Below are 14954 nucleotides of genomic sequence, written 5' to 3' on the forward strand. Positions count from 1 at the left end.
TTAGTAAGCCCGTTACTCGAGAGAATAACGGGCTTTTTTTATTTCCGACTTAAGGTACAGGATCTTTTACGGGACATTCACCTGTTCCAAACGGATTAGCGGGAGGGCTTCTTCCTTCATCAGTTATATCATCAGCAAGAATTTCTAATTGATACTTCATAGAAGCTTGGGCTTCACTTCCAGTTGATTGCCCAAACACAGTAATTTCAGCAAAATACCATACCGCGTAGCTTTCAGGGTAACGGTATTCAAGCTCAGCAAAACCATTTTCGTCCGTTACTCCATTATTTGAAAGAGTTACAGTACCAACGATACCAGGAGTTAATTGCTGGTCTTCATTTGTGTCTTCCCCCTCATCGAGTATCCCATTGTCATTTTCATCCTCGTTGTCACACTGGAAAACATCTACAACGTTCCAGATCGAGTCTACATCGTTGTAAACCCAGCGACCTTTCAAATAAACTCCGTCTTCATTGTATTTAACAGGATTTATTGAAGCTGTAAGGTTAACGTTACTAACAGGACGACCTGACGAATCTGATACAAATACAGCAAACTTTTTGAGATATGACGTTGTGGAAGGCGTTTCTATTTCATTACCCGTCCCAATAACAATATCAAAAGCTCGCGCCCCAACGGTAAGTGCGACTTCATCAGAAATTGATTCGTCATCTGCTATCGAAGCAGTAATAATAACAGCCTCATTAGATGACACAGAACCTGAAGTAAACACCGTAGTTGCAATACCTTTGCTATCCGTAGTTGCTTGAGAAGGAGAAACAAAGCCTGTTGACACATCGGATACTGTAAAGTTGACCACGCTGTTTTTTACCAAGTTGTTATTGACATCCCTAACAACGGCGCTAATTGTACTCGTTTGCCCATCGGGGCCAAGGTTGTCTAATGTTGCATCAGCAATAATGGTAGCTGGCGTGGTTGCTATAAACTCAATTTGAGTAAGTGCTGAAACCAACACATTGCCGCTTCCGTCGCTTGCTGTCGCTGTAATTGAAGAGATGCCAGCATTGTTGGCGCTAATATCAATACTTGCTTGTCCTTCTGCATCGGTTTGTACTGTTGCGTTGCCGTCAATTACGCCACGAGATGCGCTAAACGTTACGTCTTGCCCAACTACCGGCGTATTGTTTTGACGCCACTGTACCGTAATGGTTTGAGACTGACTGAGGGGAACTTCTTCTGTTGGTAGGTTTACAAAATTAAATTCATCTTGCTGTACCTTCACCGTAAACGTTGTTTCTGCATTAAGTGCAGAGGCCGTAATAGTGTCTTCACCTGAGGTTGAAGCTGTGTACGTTACTGTTGCTTGACCGTTTGACCCCGTGTTAACAGAGGTGCTGCTTAACGCGCCGTTCGCAGCAGTCAGTACCACGTCTTGATTCGGAATAGACGTGCCATCAGAATCTTGTACGCGAATGGTATAATCCACGCTATCGTTCAAGATTACCGAAGATGCACCGTTTATAGTCACTTGCGTACCGGAAATCGTGATTTCAACCGTTTGAGAAAGGCTGCCAGCACCAGCAGTAATGGTAATAGTGCGGTTTGACTTGTCGTTTTGGGACGTCAGTATCGCTCGGGCAGTGCCGTCAGCCGTAGTTTCAGGCTGGGTTAATTGAAGCTCAACGCCATCGCCTGTTTGGGCTGAAAAGCTCACTTCAACCCCTTCCATCAATACGCTTTGTTCGTTTTTAACTAACGCAATCAACTCTACTTCATCGCTACCGCTTGAAGCCAATTGAATATTGTTAGCATAAAGTTCAAGAGAGGCCGGTTCTTCACTTACTGTGGTGCTGCCTTCAGAACTGAAGGTCGTGGAATCTGTCTCGCCAGTAGCTAAGGTAGCGGTAACTTCGCCGTCGCCAGAAGCACTACCCACCGACATGCCTAACGTTGCTACACCGTCAGCATTAGTCAACGCCGTGCCAGTATCGTTAGAAAACGTAGCCAGTTCGTCGTTGCTGAGTGAAAAGGTAAGTAGAAGATCTGCCTGTGGCTCACCTAACGAGTTCGTTACTGTTGCCATCGCAACCAATGAATTACTCGAAGAAAGGCTATTGTCGGCCTCGCCACTCTCATTTTGTAGCGTTAATGCAACGCTAATGGACGTGGGGTCTGTGCCACTAACCGCCGTAGCAGAAAAGGTCGTTGTGCCTGTTTCGCCACTTCCAAGTGCAGCGGTAATTTCACCATCACCCGACGCAGTACTTGCGTTTAGGCGCAGCCTAGCCACCCCACTTGAATTAGTACGCGCAGTACCGGTGTCATTGCCAAACTCGGCTAACGCTTCGTTACTTAGCGTAAATGTTAATAACGCATCGCTGTACGGGTTACCGTCTTCATCTGTTACCGTCGCGACAGCGAACAAGCTGTTGTCTTCTGATAAATTGTTATCGCTTGCTCCACTTTCGTTTTCCAGTGATAAGGAAATTGAATAAGAGGGTGTGGTTCCGCCGTCTCCGCTTCCGTTATCCGTGTCATCCCGAGAGACTGACGAGCCGCCTCCACCACATGCTGTTAGCATAAATAATGCGCTAATTAGGCTTAGCGTTTTCGCTAATGTCGACATAATTCGTTCCTGAACCTCTTTTATTGACAATTGCGTCGTTTTTTATGTTTAAAAATCAACTGAATCTGGCACACTACGAAAGATTAAAAATATAAAAATGCACAGGGAACATTAATGTCTTCATCTGCACATAAATATAGTTTAACCGCTCGAATATTTATCGGCATGGCTGCCGGTATCTTGACTGGTGTCTTTCTCCAATTATTGTTTGATGATAGCGGAGATTTTACTTTTTCGATATTCGGTTTCGAATTCTCAACGTATAACATTCTTGTAGAAGGTATATTTTCTACTCTCGGCCAAATATTTATCGCTAGCTTAAAAATGCTAGTGGTACCGCTGGTGTTTGTTTCCCTTATTTGTGGAACCAGTACGTTATCTGACCCAAGCAAGCTAGGCAGACTTGGAGCGAAATCTGTTGGACTCTATGTTGTCACAACCGCGATAGCAATAACACTAGCCATGAGTATAGCTTTAGTGGTTTCTCCCGGTGAAGGCCTAAATTTAACCACGGAAACATCGTTCCAGGCCAAAGAAGCTCCAAGCCTTTCTGATGTTATTGTAAATATGTTCCCTAGCAACCCCATTAACTCTATGGCGCAAGGTAACATGCTTCAAATCATCGTGTTCGCTGTGCTGTTTGGTATAGCTATGGCCATGACGGGCGATGCAGGCAAACGCCTTACTGCTGTTTTCGAAGACATTAATACCGTTATCATGCGCTTGGTTACTATCATTATGAACCTTGCACCCTATGGCGTTTACGTGCTGATGGCTAAGCTTTTCTCTACCATTGGTGGCGAAACTATTTTAAGCCTAGCCAAGTATTTCTTCTTAGTCTTCGGCGTGTTGATTCTGCACGGCCTGGTAACCTATTCGGTACTGCTTAAAGCGCTGGCAGGTTTGAACCCACTTATTTTAATGAAGAAGATGCGCGATGCAGCGCTATTTGCTTTTAGTACATCAAGCAGTAGCGCCACGTTGCCAGTTACCATGGAAACGGCAAAAAATAAATTAGGGGTAGGCAACTCAGTCTCTTCGTTTACCCTGCCGTTAGGTGCAACCATTAACATGGATGGCACCGCCATTATGCAAGGCGTGGCAACGGTATTTATTGCCCAGGTTTACGCGGTAGATTTAAGCTTAAGTGACTACATGATGGTAGTACTTACCGCTACACTCGCGTCTATCGGAACCGCTGGGGTACCCGGCGTAGGCCTTATCATGCTTGCCATGGTATTACAGCAGGTGAACTTACCTGTTGAAGGCATAGCCCTTATTATCGGCGTAGATAGACTACTTGATATGACACGAACTGCGGTTAATATCACGGGCGACTGTATGGTGTCGTGTGTGGTTGCGAAGAGCGAGGGGGCCTTAGATGAAAATGTCTATAACGACCCTAAAGCGGGGTTAAAACAAGAAGATGTTGATTTTGAACACGTCGAGAAGAATACGTAACACGTGTTTAAACAGTATCAATAAACGTAAGGCCAGCATACTGCTGGCCTTTTTGTTGATGGCTTATTGTAAAGGGAATAGAAGGTATTTAGACCCACACTGCCCTTAATGGAACTACGCGAATTTAAACGTTATAGAAGAGGTATACCGCCTTGCCCCTTTTCCATGTTGAAGCTTAATGCAGCGCTGATGACGGCGAAATATTCGCTGCTTTTTGCGCGGGATAAAGGGTTGCACCAACACTTAGGATCATCGCAACGATCATTGTTACAACTACATCTAGCCAATGCATGCTAGACGGTAAAAAGTCGATAAAATAAATATCGCCAGACAGAATTTCTACCCCAAGGCCTGACTCGATAAAGCGTACAATCTCTGACAAATTAGGAGCAACGATTACAGCCAGCGCTACACCAACCGTAACACCGACCACACCGTTTATTACACCTTGGAGCACGAAGGTATTGCGAATTAACGTATCTGTGGCTCCCATTGTTTTAAGTATGGCGATGGACGCCTGTTTGTCTCTCACTGCCATTACCAATGACGACACAATATTAAAACAAGCAACGGCGATAACCAGCGTAAGGGCAATATAAACCACTGCACGCACTAGCTGAATATCGCTATACAAGTGTCCTTGGGTACGTGTCCAATCAGACATATAAACCGCTTGCGGATAGCTATATCCGATATCGCGCATAGTATCGTAAGCCGAGAATGGGTCTTTCAATGTAAACTGTATGCCCTGAGCTTTAGAGGTTATGCCTATGGCCTGTGATACAGTTTTAAGGTGCATTAGGCCGAGCTGATTATCAAGCTCCCCTCCGACAGACAACACACCTGCTATTTTAAGGGTAATGGAACGCGGCGCTTTAAAGGTTAAGTCCTGCGTGGTTTGAGGGATCAAAATTTGAACCGTATCGCCAATAGCAAGGTCCATCGAGTCCAAAATCCCCTTTCCAACAATTAACCCATTTTCTTGGGTACTAAACCTTGCCCAGTCATTTTTCGTTACACGTTCGGCATACTTTTCTTTCACGCTATTAACGGGTATACCCGTTACGCTAATGGCTTTAAGCTCACCTTTCGACTGCAGCATGCCCGTTAAGCCAGTATAGGGTGTTACCCTGTCTAAACGGCTATCTTGAGAAAAGCGATATAGCTGAGCCTCTAGATTTTCGATACCGCTTTCACTTTTACTGTAAATCTCACCGTGGGGGACCACACTTAAAATTCGGCTAGTTAGCTCTTTTTCAAAGCCGTTCATCACACTTAGAAGCACAATAAGTACAAAACAGCCCAAGCCTATACCAATGGTAGAAGACATTGAAATAAAGGAAATAAAGCGCTGCTGTGAACGCGTTTTTCTAAACTTTTGGGCAAGCTCAAAAGCGAGCATCTTGGCGCTCCTTACTCTCAGCGTCACTGGCTAAGCGGCCATCTTTTATCTTAAGTACTCTGTCCATCTTTGCAGCCAGCGTTATATCGTGCGTTACCACAACAAATGATGTCCCTTTCTTCTCGCTCAAACTCGTGAGCAGCTTGTAAATTTGCTCACCCGTAGAATCGTCAAGGTTGCCTGTAGGTTCATCTGCCAGCACCACAGAAGGCTCGGTGACCAGCGCTCGGGCGATAGCCACTCGCTGGCGTTCTCCGCCAGACATGGCAGAAGGCAAGTGTTCAATACGGTGAGACAACCCCACTTCTTCAAGCATGTCTCGCGCCTTAGCTTGGGCTGCTTTTGGTGAAAGCCCCCTAATACGAAGTGGCATGGCTACATTTTCTAACGCTGTGAATTCACCTAAAAGATGGTGAAACTGGTAAATAAAGCCCATTTCGTCGTTGCGTAGCTTTGCTAACGCGTTACTCGACAACTGGCTAAGGGATTTTCCATTGAATTGTACGTCGCCACTTGTTGGTTTATCTAACCCTCCAAGTATATGCAAAAGCGTACTTTTACCTGAGCCAGAGCTTCCCAAAATCGCGACGTGTTCGCCGGCTTTTATTGAAAGTGATACATCGTGTAATACGGGGGTGGCGTTGCTGCCATCTTGATAGGTCTTATTTATATTACGGCAAATTAGCACGTCTTGCATGCGCGTTTTCTTCTACATTTTTCGGTCGGTGAATGGTAGCGTTAAACACTACCAACACCAACCGAAAAATAACAGAGATAAAACCCGTTATTAGGTATCTTGAACGCTTTTAGCAAGTGCGCTTGCAGATTGTGGCTTACCAAACAACCAACCTTGCCCAAACCCAATTGTTAAGCCCTTGAGTTCCTTCGACTGTTCGGCATTCTCAACCCCTTCTGCAATGAGTTCTACATTCAGACCTTCAGCAATACTCACAATGTGAGGAATAAGTGAAGAACGAATACTGTTATCTTCCATATCCATAACAAAGCTGCGATCAATTTTGAGGAAGTCACAGTTAAGGGTTTTTAACTGACTTAAATTCGAATAGCCTACACCAAAGTCATCAATAGCAAACAAGAAGCCTTTACTCTTAAGCGACTTAATATGTTTAACCGCGCTGTGCGTAGCAATCTGCTCGTCTTCGGTGATCTCTAAAACTAATTTGAAGTTTTTGTCGTTCATTCCTAGAGCAAAATCTAAATCCAGGCATCCTTCACGGGTAAAATCGAAGGGGAATAGGTTGAAAGACACCTTAAACCCTTCCGGTATATCGGGGTTTTCGTTAAGCTCTTTCATTGCTGTAGTGATCATGTCAACGGTGAATTCCCAGGTCATATCCTGCTCTTTTACCTGTGGGATAAATTCATCTGGGTAGATTGGACCAAACTCATCCTCAAACCGGCTTAGCACCTCACAACCAATAACCTTGCCCGTTTTTAGATCTACAAATGGCTGGTACAGGCAGTAAAACTTGTGTTCCTTTAACCCTTTGCTCACTCGTGATTCAAGCGAACGTCTGCGCCTTAAATAGTTAAACGTGAGCATATGAGTTAATGCTGCGGTCATCAACATAGCAAAAACAAATAACACGATTTTGCCCATATGCAGATCTAGCACCCTGCCATGATCAGAGCGTACTTTAAGGCACGTATTTGAGTAACGTTCATCGCACAGAATAAACCTTAAAGAAAAATACCCCGTGCGCGCGTCCATATCTTCTTGGCTAAGCGTTGAGTCGACAAGACCAGGATTGCCCGCCATGTGATAAAATTTATCGCCATTGTAGAAAAGCTGCCAGTCTTGGGTATAGCTGTAGCCAATCACACTATCCATGTCGAGTACGGCGTTATATCGGCCTCGCTTAACGATGGTACCCGTTGCTTGTTTGTCAAAAAGCTGTAGCGGTGTATTAATCCAAAAAGCATCATCGAGCTGTGTATAGAAATCCGGTTTATCTTCTTCAATAGGCTCGTCTAAAATACCTAAATAGGTACTACACAACAATTCGTCGTTTTGATAAAAGCCAATTTCCTTTACGAAGCGAGAGCGAAACAAAGTTTTTCGCATTTCGGAAAGGTTTGCTACATCACAAGATTCGTAGGGTAAGGCATTTAGATAGTCGAGGGTAATCTCTGCGTCTCTGAACACTACTCGTACGTTATCTAGGATCTCTTTAGCACGACTTTCTTCCTGTTCTCGTACAAATATGAACATGATGATGGCAAGAAGGACCGTCACACCTAATACACTGAGCAAAGAAACGCCGATAGCTTTCAGATTGTCTGCAAGAAAATATTGTTTTTGGTCGCTTTTATTCATAAGTCCTGTTGTTTTCAAAGCACTAACGGCATCACTCTAGTACAAATATAAAAAAAAACACTACGACTTTAGGGCATGTTGCTGTTTGTTTTGCAGTTTCTGTATAAAACAGGCACAGATGAGTAAATAGATAGCGATAGATACACGAATGTCAAATGACGAAAGCGCGAGCCATAGCACGAAGCATGTAACGACATTGAGAAAGAATTAATTAGTAGAAATAAGAGATTTAGTGCGTTGTTCCCCAGGAGGGGAAATAGGCTGCATAGAAAGCTTATCATTAATGGCGGAGCGGACGGGACTCGAACCCGCGACCCCCGGCGTGACAGGCCGGTATTCTAACCAACTGAACTACCGCTCCGCATAATGGGAAACGCGCTTTATTCGATTAATGGCGGAGCGGACGGGACTCGAACCCGCGACCCCCGGCGTGACAGGCCGGTATTCTAACCAACTGAACTACCGCTCCACATAATCGAGATTGCGCTGTATAACTAAATGGCGGAGCGGACGGGACTCGAACCCGCGACCCCCGGCGTGACAGGCCGGTATTCTAACCAACTGAACTACCGCTCCGAAGACCTTTTAGTTATACCATTGAAAGAGTGGCGGAGCGGACGGGACTCGAACCCGCGACCCCCGGCGTGACAGGCCGGTATTCTAACCAACTGAACTACCGCTCCACATCTTCAATGTTATCAGTGAGTTGGACTTGGCTGATGTTGCCCTGTCCCCTGACTGCGGCGCAGATAATACGTATTCCCCCATGTGGAGTCAACGCTTTTTATTAATAAAATTGTCATCTGCGGTTTGTTTGCCTGTTAAATAGGCATTATGTCGAAATAAAATTCAAACTGAACAAATTAGCGACGCTATTTCATCATATAACAACGAACGGCCTACGCGTCGTCTGATTTTTTACCTCGTTTAAAAATACCTAGCAGCTTACTGATGCCCTTTGGCGCAGTTTCCATGGTGAGATCCGCCTCAGTGAGCTGCTGCTTCTGCTGAGTCGTCTGTTTTTTAGCGGTTTGAGTAGCTTGTGGTGAAGAAGAGCGCTTGCGCACAATAATAATAACAACCGCTGCTATCACACCAATCAATATAATTGAGCCGTTTACCACTACCAAAATTAGCGTAAGCGTTCCCTCGTCCATGTCCTCTTCGGAAAGAGCGGGCTGCGTGTTAATCGCGTTAGACTCTATGGGTGCCATCATCGGTGCACTGCCATCTACAATAGGATCTTCGCCGTTTATTAATGGGTCCTCGACTTCAGGCTCAATGGGCCCATCTGCCACGAAGCTAAATTCTGGTACGTCTAAAATGAAGTCCCTTCCATCCACGGTAGAGCCATAGGCAGTGACTTTTACTCTGAAAATACCCTCTTCATAGGCCACTATTAGGTGTTCGCGAGCCTCTGCCCCTCCCTCGGTAAGCGAGAAGTTTTGCATGTCCGCGTTAGGAAATTTTACCTTGCCATCTACCAGTAAAGATTCGATATCAACCAGCTCGCGATTCACATCAATAATAATTTTGTGATAGCCCTCACCGCCCCCATCCATTTCTACATCAATAGTGACCGGGTTATCATGAAGAACAATGGGCGCACCTTCTTGCTCTCGCGTATACATAGGCGTGCTAACCCTAAAAATTGGTTTCCATTCACCGGCAGCAATTTTTAAGTTGAACTGCCCTGTAAATACCCCATCACCCGGTCGTTCATCCATTCCCCTGCCATCATCTTTAAATGTAGCGATGGTTTGATCGCCAGTTCCAAAATTACCAAAGTTAGGATTGTTAGTGCTTTTAAATTCAATATCTAACGCCACCACATCCCTAAAGCGCTTATTTTCAATAGGTTTACCATTATTGGTTAGGTACGCAGTTGACTTTAAAATTTCGCCCGAGAACAAGACATTAGGTAAGGGGTCGGCATGGAGTTCTACATTAGATAGCACCATAATGCGGCTTTCTGGCAGTACTTGTCCCACCGCTTGCCACGGTCCGGGGACGGGGTTCCTTATGGTTATCATGTCGAAGGTATCGGCATCAAACCACTGTACCTTGTCTTCATCTACTCTGCCCTGAAAAAGCTTAGAGCCGTCTGGGCGCACTAACACAACTGGCGCAGATCCATACTCACGGAAAAAAACCATCGTAATTTCCTCCACGTTATAGTCGACGCGGAAGCGGTTCTGTAAAAGCTTGATAGAATTCGTATAGTTATCGCCTAAGTCAGTAAGCGGTGAGGTATCGATTGACGGATTTTGCGCTTGGGTATCTTGAACGGCACTATCAGCGACTTGGCGCGCAGCGTCTCGTTCATCTTCCTGAGATTGCGCAGTAGCGCCAGTGTGAATAAACGATGATAATAATATTACCCAATAAAACCACACTCTCACGCTACGCTGCTCCTGCACTAAATTGTTCTGTTATATCGCTTTGCTAAAACGGGTTGTCGATGAAAAGTTTAAGACACCTCGTCAACATTAGGGCGCCACAAACATTTACCACCCGCCTTTTCAACGATGTCTAGACGAGCTTCGTGTTGTGTTAACTCATCGGCGGAGGCTTTGATAACCTTTAATTTATTTGTTTTGCGCTGCACTCGTCTGATTGCGGTGGAGTCAGTTTCACTACCACCTGATGATGCAAGTTTTAACTTAGTCTGACCGCCGGTCATCAAGAGATAAACGTCGGCTAATATCTCTGCATCCAGCAGCGCGCCGTGGAGCGTACGGTGGCTGTTGTCTATGCCGTAGCGTTTACATAGTGCATCAAGATTATTTTTCTGGCCCGGGTGCATTTGTCGAGCGAGGGTAAGCGTATCGAGCACATCACAAATTTGATTGGTGATAACCCCTTTAGTCGACGGCTCCATGCCAAATTCATGGTCCATAAACCCGACGTCAAACGGGGCGTTGTGAATAACTAACTGCGCCCCTTTTATAAAGTTCACGAACTCTTGTGCAACCTGCGCAAACGTTGGTTTATCGGTAAGAAACTCATTCGTAATGCCGTGAACTTCGATAGCCTCTTGTTCTATATGCCGGCCTGGGTTGATATACACATGGAAGTGATTCCCCGTTAACCGGCGGTTTACGACTTCAACACAGCCAATTTCGATAATACGGTGGCCTTCTTTGGGATCAATACCAGTGGTTTCAGTATCGAGTACAATTTGGCGCATGGAACCTCTACTATAATTACGCTTTCATTTTTTGATAGTATATCAACCCCTTCGCAATCCGCTAAGGGAAATGACAAGATAAATTAAAGGAAGTGCTGTGGCGCAAAAGACCATTCATATTTATACCGACGGCTCCTGTCTAGGCAACCCAGGCCCTGGTGGGTATGGTGCTGTATTAATTTATAAACAGCATAAGAAAGAGCTAAGCGACGGATTTGCGCATACCACAAATAACCGCATGGAGTTGCTGGCCCCTATCGAAGCGCTAAACAGCCTGACTGAGCCTTGTGCGGTAGAACTCACTACCGACAGCCAGTATGTAAAAAATGGGATTAACCAATGGATCCATAACTGGCGCAAAAACGGTTGGCGTACGTCTGATAAAAAGCCAGTGAAAAATGCCGATTTATGGCAACGGTTAGATGAAGCAGTGAAAAAGCATCAAGTGAATTGGCACTGGGTAAAAGGCCACTCGGGGCACCCCGAAAATGAACGCTGCGATGAGCTTGCTCGCGGCGCCGCTGAGGCGAAACCAACTCAAATCGATGAAGGTTTCGTTGGCACCTAATGCATAGAAATAAGGCTAACGATACATAGGCAATGAATTGGGCGCGCAACGCGATGCGCGCCTAACTTAATCGCTCTACCAAGAAACCACCAGCTTGCCTTGCGTGTCATTGTTTTCTAAACGCTCATGAGGTTTATCTATATCCTTAATACTATAATGCGTATCAATATTTACCGTTAACTCTTTGCTCTCAAACGCGGGTATACACGCCGTTTCGAACTCACCAATAAGGTTAGCTTTGTATTCATCACTGCGGTTGCGCAATGTAGTGCCAATAATTGACGCTCGCTTACCAAGTAACATCGCCATATCAAGATTATCCGCATAGCGGCCCGCGAGCATGGCAAGGTAAACCACGCTGCCATCTCGTTTCAGTACCTGTAAGTTGCGATTTAAGTAGTCGCCACCCACGATGTCTAGCACCATATCAACGCCTTCAGGCCATGCTTTTTTAAGCACCTCATCAAACGCCTGCTGTTTATAATTTATAAGTTGTTCTGCGCCATTTTTTTCGCACAACGACAGTTTCTCTTGGCTTGATGCGGTTACCGCACTGTGTACACCCCAGTAACGACACAATTGCGTAGCGGCAAGGCCAACCCCGCTCGCACCACCGTGGATCAACGCTCGCTGGGCCGGTTTAATGTGGGCTATCGTGCGTAAGCATTGAAACGCAGTGAGAAATACTTCAGTAAGACCGGCAGCTTCAAAAAACGGCATGCCCTGTGGAATGCGCATCAGGTGAGCAGGGTTGACCAGTGCTTCCGTTGCGTAACCGCCACCTGCTACTAAGCCACATACTCTATCTCCTTCTTTAAAGGAACTTACATCGCTTGCAACTTCAGACACGACACCAGCCACTTCCAACCCCAAAATCTCGCTTTCACCTGGCGGTGGTGGATAGTTACCTTGCCGTTGCAAGGTATCGGCGCGGTTAACACCGAACGCTTTTACCTCTACCTTTACTTTACCCGCCGTTAATGAATAACCCGCTTGCTCTTTTACCGTTAGCTCATCAGGTTTGCATCCTTTTGCGAAATCTACGTAGTGCATAGCTTTTTTGTATCCCTTAAATAAATATTTCAATACGCGAAAATCTTTTATTCAGTTTGGGTTTCTTTACTGTTTATTCAACACAGAACATACGAAATTGCGTATAATCGCGCCCATTCGCAATACTGTTTAACTAAATACGAGAGCCTACATGTCAGCACAGGTCATATTACAACCCTCCAGAGATAAATCACTTCGCCGTAAACACCCCTGGGTTTTTGAAAGCGCAGTAGCTGAATTGAAAGGCCGTGCTCGCATTGGCGATACAGTAGATGTGTTTGATGACGAAGGCGACTGGCTCGGTAGAGGGGCCTATTCACCTCATTCTAAGATTCGTGTTCGTATGTGGACGTTCAAAAAAGACGAGAGCATCGACAATGGCTTTTTCTTGCGGCGATTAGAAACAGCCTTAGCTTTACGTAAGCGCTTGTTCGACCCAAATAAAACCAATGCATTTCGCTGGATAGCCTCTGAAAGCGATGGCCTTCCAGGTGTAACTATTGACCTTTACGACAATGTGGCAGTCGTACAATTGCTTAGCGCTGGCGGGGAAAAGCACAGAGATAAAATAGTGTGGGCCATCACCAAACTTATGCCAGACGTTCATGTGTATGAACGAAGCGATGTAGATGTGCGTAAAAAAGAGGGCCTTGAGCCTGTTACCGGCGTGCTTCACGGCCAGCCACCTACGCAAGTTACTGTGAAAGAAAATGGCATTAACATTGTGGTAGACATAGAAAGTGGTCACAAAACTGGTTTTTACTTGGATCAGCGAGACAGTCGCGCTGCGGCCGCGCACTATGCAAAAGACGCAGATGTGCTTAACTGTTTTAGCTACACAGGCACCTTTTCTTGCTATGCCCTCTCTGGCGGCGCGAAGTCGGTTACCAATGTAGATGTATCGCAGCCTGCCCTTGATTTAGCCAAGCACCACGTGGCAATAAATGGTTTTGATGACAAGCGCACGCAGTATCTTAACAAAGACGTATTTAAAGCGTTGCGTGAATATCACGAGCAAAATAAACAGTTTGATATGGTTATTCTTGACCCGCCAAAATTTGTTGATAACAAAGCCTCACTAAACCGCGCTGCTCGTGGCTATAAGGACATCAACATGTACGGTATCCACGCGGTAAAATCCGGTGGATTATTGCTAACATTTAGCTGTTCTGGCCTTATGCCGGCCGATCTTTTTCAAAAAGTAGTGGCTGATGCCGCGCTCGATGCGGGCCGTACGATAAAAATTATTGCCCGACTTAATCAAGCGTCGGACCACCCTATCATCGGTAGTTACCCAGAAGGATACTATTTAAAAGGCTTGGTTTGTGAAGTAACAGACGACTGACAAAATCAAAAGCGCCTGTGTGAATGACATACAGGCGCTTTTTAGTATTTATTTAAAGAAAGTCTTTTTAAGCCAGCGTTTTTATTCGTTAACCGCGCTCATGAAGCAAATGAGATATCTTGGTTTCTTCGCACTGGCGCCGATGTTTCAGACGCTAATTCCGTTGTCGCCCCTTCTTTACGCGCTTCAATTTTTTTCCACACCATTTCGTGGAAGTAAAACGCAACAGTATTTATTGCGGGTTCTACAAGTGCCACAGCGCCACCTACAACCACACTACCTGTTAATAGGTAAGCTACAGTGAACGCGACCGCAAAGTGCATAACAGCAAAGGTAATCGTCTTTTTCATAATAATAACTCTCTTTAAAAAATAAAATATGGTTGCTTGCGCAGTAATGAGAATTATTATCAATTAGAGCATAAATTGAAAATAGAAAAAAGCGAACGGTCTGTTCAATTTAATTAATAAGAGAGGACAGCGTGATTTTTATGCTCAATGTTGGACTAGGGTTTTAACACAAACACACTAAGCTAAGAGGCATTTTGTAGAAGAAAAAGCCTGCCGGGTTTAACCTGCTTTAAGGCGAAGTTACGGCTTCGCCCCATTGCTTATATCACGCTATTTCATTTGAGAAATTTCAACACCGATAATGCAGCTTGACTCCGATTCCGGCTCACAGCGTACCACCGTTGCTAACGCAGCAAGAGAAGGGATTTGTGAACTAGAGGATTCAATAGCGACGCTTACTTGCGTACCTACCTCGATAGAAGGCTCATCAACTTCTAACGACATTCCCGTTGCGCTAATATCTTTGCACATTGCCTGCAAGGTTCGGCTCGACTCATCATCAGTTATTTGCAACTGACACGGCGAATTTACCATCATCCTGAAAAAATTTCGCTTATCGTCGTATCCCAACATGTCTACTTCTCCTGATTTTTAGCATTACGCTGACGACTACCCTTGTTGTTATAGGGTGATGCTGATAACTTGTCAATCAAACTGTAT

Annotated in this window: 12 protein-coding genes and 4 tRNA genes; 3 read left to right on the top strand and 13 right to left on the bottom strand. The window is 45.1% G+C overall.

From position 1 onward, the window contains the following. Positions 1-49: 49 nt before the first annotated feature. Positions 50-2587, bottom strand: coding sequence for an Ig-like domain-containing protein (locus ACTRWF_RS01225; RefSeq protein ID WP_462834968.1), 2538 nt, complete (start codon positions 2585-2587; stop codon positions 50-52). A gap of 114 nt (positions 2588-2701) precedes the next feature. Here ACTRWF_RS01225 and ACTRWF_RS01230 point away from each other — a divergent pair, with 114 nt between their 5' ends. Further along, positions 2702-4048 (top strand): dicarboxylate/amino acid:cation symporter, encoded by a 1347-nt coding sequence (locus tag ACTRWF_RS01230; protein WP_023559637.1) that lies wholly within the window; start codon positions 2702-2704, stop codon positions 4046-4048. A 175-nt stretch (positions 4049-4223) separates the two neighbouring features. Here ACTRWF_RS01230 and ACTRWF_RS01235 read toward each other — a convergent pair whose 3' ends face one another. From ACTRWF_RS01235 to dnaQ, 9 genes are all read right to left on the bottom strand, one after another. Continuing rightward, positions 4224-5450 carry a lipoprotein-releasing ABC transporter permease subunit gene (locus ACTRWF_RS01235; RefSeq protein ID WP_023559636.1) on the bottom strand — a complete coding sequence of 409 codons (1227 nt, stop codon included), beginning with the start codon at positions 5448-5450 and terminating at the stop codon, positions 4224-4226. Continuing rightward, positions 5437-6147, bottom strand: a complete 711-nt coding sequence (lolD, locus tag ACTRWF_RS01240) for a lipoprotein-releasing ABC transporter ATP-binding protein LolD (protein WP_015067031.1) — start codon at positions 6145-6147, stop codon at positions 5437-5439. Before lolD ends, ACTRWF_RS01235 begins: the two co-directional genes overlap by 14 nt. 90 nt (positions 6148-6237) lie before the next feature. Continuing rightward, positions 6238-7788: an EAL domain-containing protein gene (locus ACTRWF_RS01245; protein ID WP_462834969.1), complete on the bottom strand. Its 1551-nt coding sequence runs from the start codon at positions 7786-7788 to the stop codon at positions 6238-6240. Between the two features lie 284 nt (positions 7789-8072). Then, positions 8073-8149, bottom strand: a tRNA-Asp gene (locus ACTRWF_RS01250). Between the two features lie 31 nt (positions 8150-8180). After that, a tRNA-Asp gene (locus tag ACTRWF_RS01255) sits at positions 8181-8257 on the bottom strand. Positions 8258-8287: 30 nt separating this feature from the next. Further along, positions 8288-8364: transfer RNA gene (locus ACTRWF_RS01260), tRNA-Asp, on the bottom strand. A 30-nt stretch (positions 8365-8394) separates the two neighbouring features. Beyond that, a tRNA-Asp gene (locus ACTRWF_RS01265) sits at positions 8395-8471 on the bottom strand. A 216-nt stretch (positions 8472-8687) separates the two neighbouring features. After that, positions 8688-10190: a TIGR03503 family protein gene (locus ACTRWF_RS01270; RefSeq protein WP_278385878.1), complete on the bottom strand. Its 1503-nt coding sequence runs from the start codon at positions 10188-10190 to the stop codon at positions 8688-8690. Between the two features lie 68 nt (positions 10191-10258). Further along, complete coding sequence (dnaQ, locus tag ACTRWF_RS01275; protein WP_012518185.1) at positions 10259-10978, bottom strand: DNA polymerase III subunit epsilon; 720 nt, start codon at positions 10976-10978, stop codon at positions 10259-10261. Between the two features lie 97 nt (positions 10979-11075). On the opposite strand from dnaQ, the gene rnhA reads away from it, so the two are divergent. Next, a complete protein-coding gene (rnhA, locus tag ACTRWF_RS01280) occupies positions 11076-11546 on the top strand; it encodes a ribonuclease HI (protein ID WP_015067028.1) in 471 nt (156 codons plus the stop codon). Positions 11547-11621: 75 nt separating this feature from the next. On the opposite strand, the gene ACTRWF_RS01285 is transcribed toward rnhA, so the two are convergent. Then, positions 11622-12599, bottom strand: a complete 978-nt coding sequence (locus tag ACTRWF_RS01285; RefSeq protein WP_015067027.1) for an NAD(P)H-quinone oxidoreductase — start codon at positions 12597-12599, stop codon at positions 11622-11624. A gap of 151 nt (positions 12600-12750) precedes the next feature. Between ACTRWF_RS01285 and ACTRWF_RS01290 the strand changes: the two genes are divergently transcribed. Further along, positions 12751-13944, top strand: a complete 1194-nt coding sequence (locus ACTRWF_RS01290) for a class I SAM-dependent rRNA methyltransferase (protein ID WP_012518182.1) — start codon at positions 12751-12753, stop codon at positions 13942-13944. A 98-nt stretch (positions 13945-14042) separates the two neighbouring features. Here the strand turns inward: ACTRWF_RS01290 and ACTRWF_RS01295 are convergent, their stop codons facing one another. Both ACTRWF_RS01295 and ACTRWF_RS01300 read right to left on the bottom strand, forming a co-directional pair. Then, positions 14043-14294, bottom strand: a complete 252-nt coding sequence (locus ACTRWF_RS01295; RefSeq protein WP_012518181.1) for a DUF2061 domain-containing protein — start codon at positions 14292-14294, stop codon at positions 14043-14045. A 270-nt stretch (positions 14295-14564) separates the two neighbouring features. Further along, positions 14565-14867 (bottom strand): PilZ domain-containing protein, encoded by a 303-nt coding sequence (locus tag ACTRWF_RS01300; protein ID WP_012518180.1) that lies wholly within the window; start codon positions 14865-14867, stop codon positions 14565-14567. Between the last annotated feature and the right edge of the window lie 87 nt (positions 14868-14954).

Source organism: Alteromonas sp. G5_S2_22_S1 (assembly GCF_054968525.1).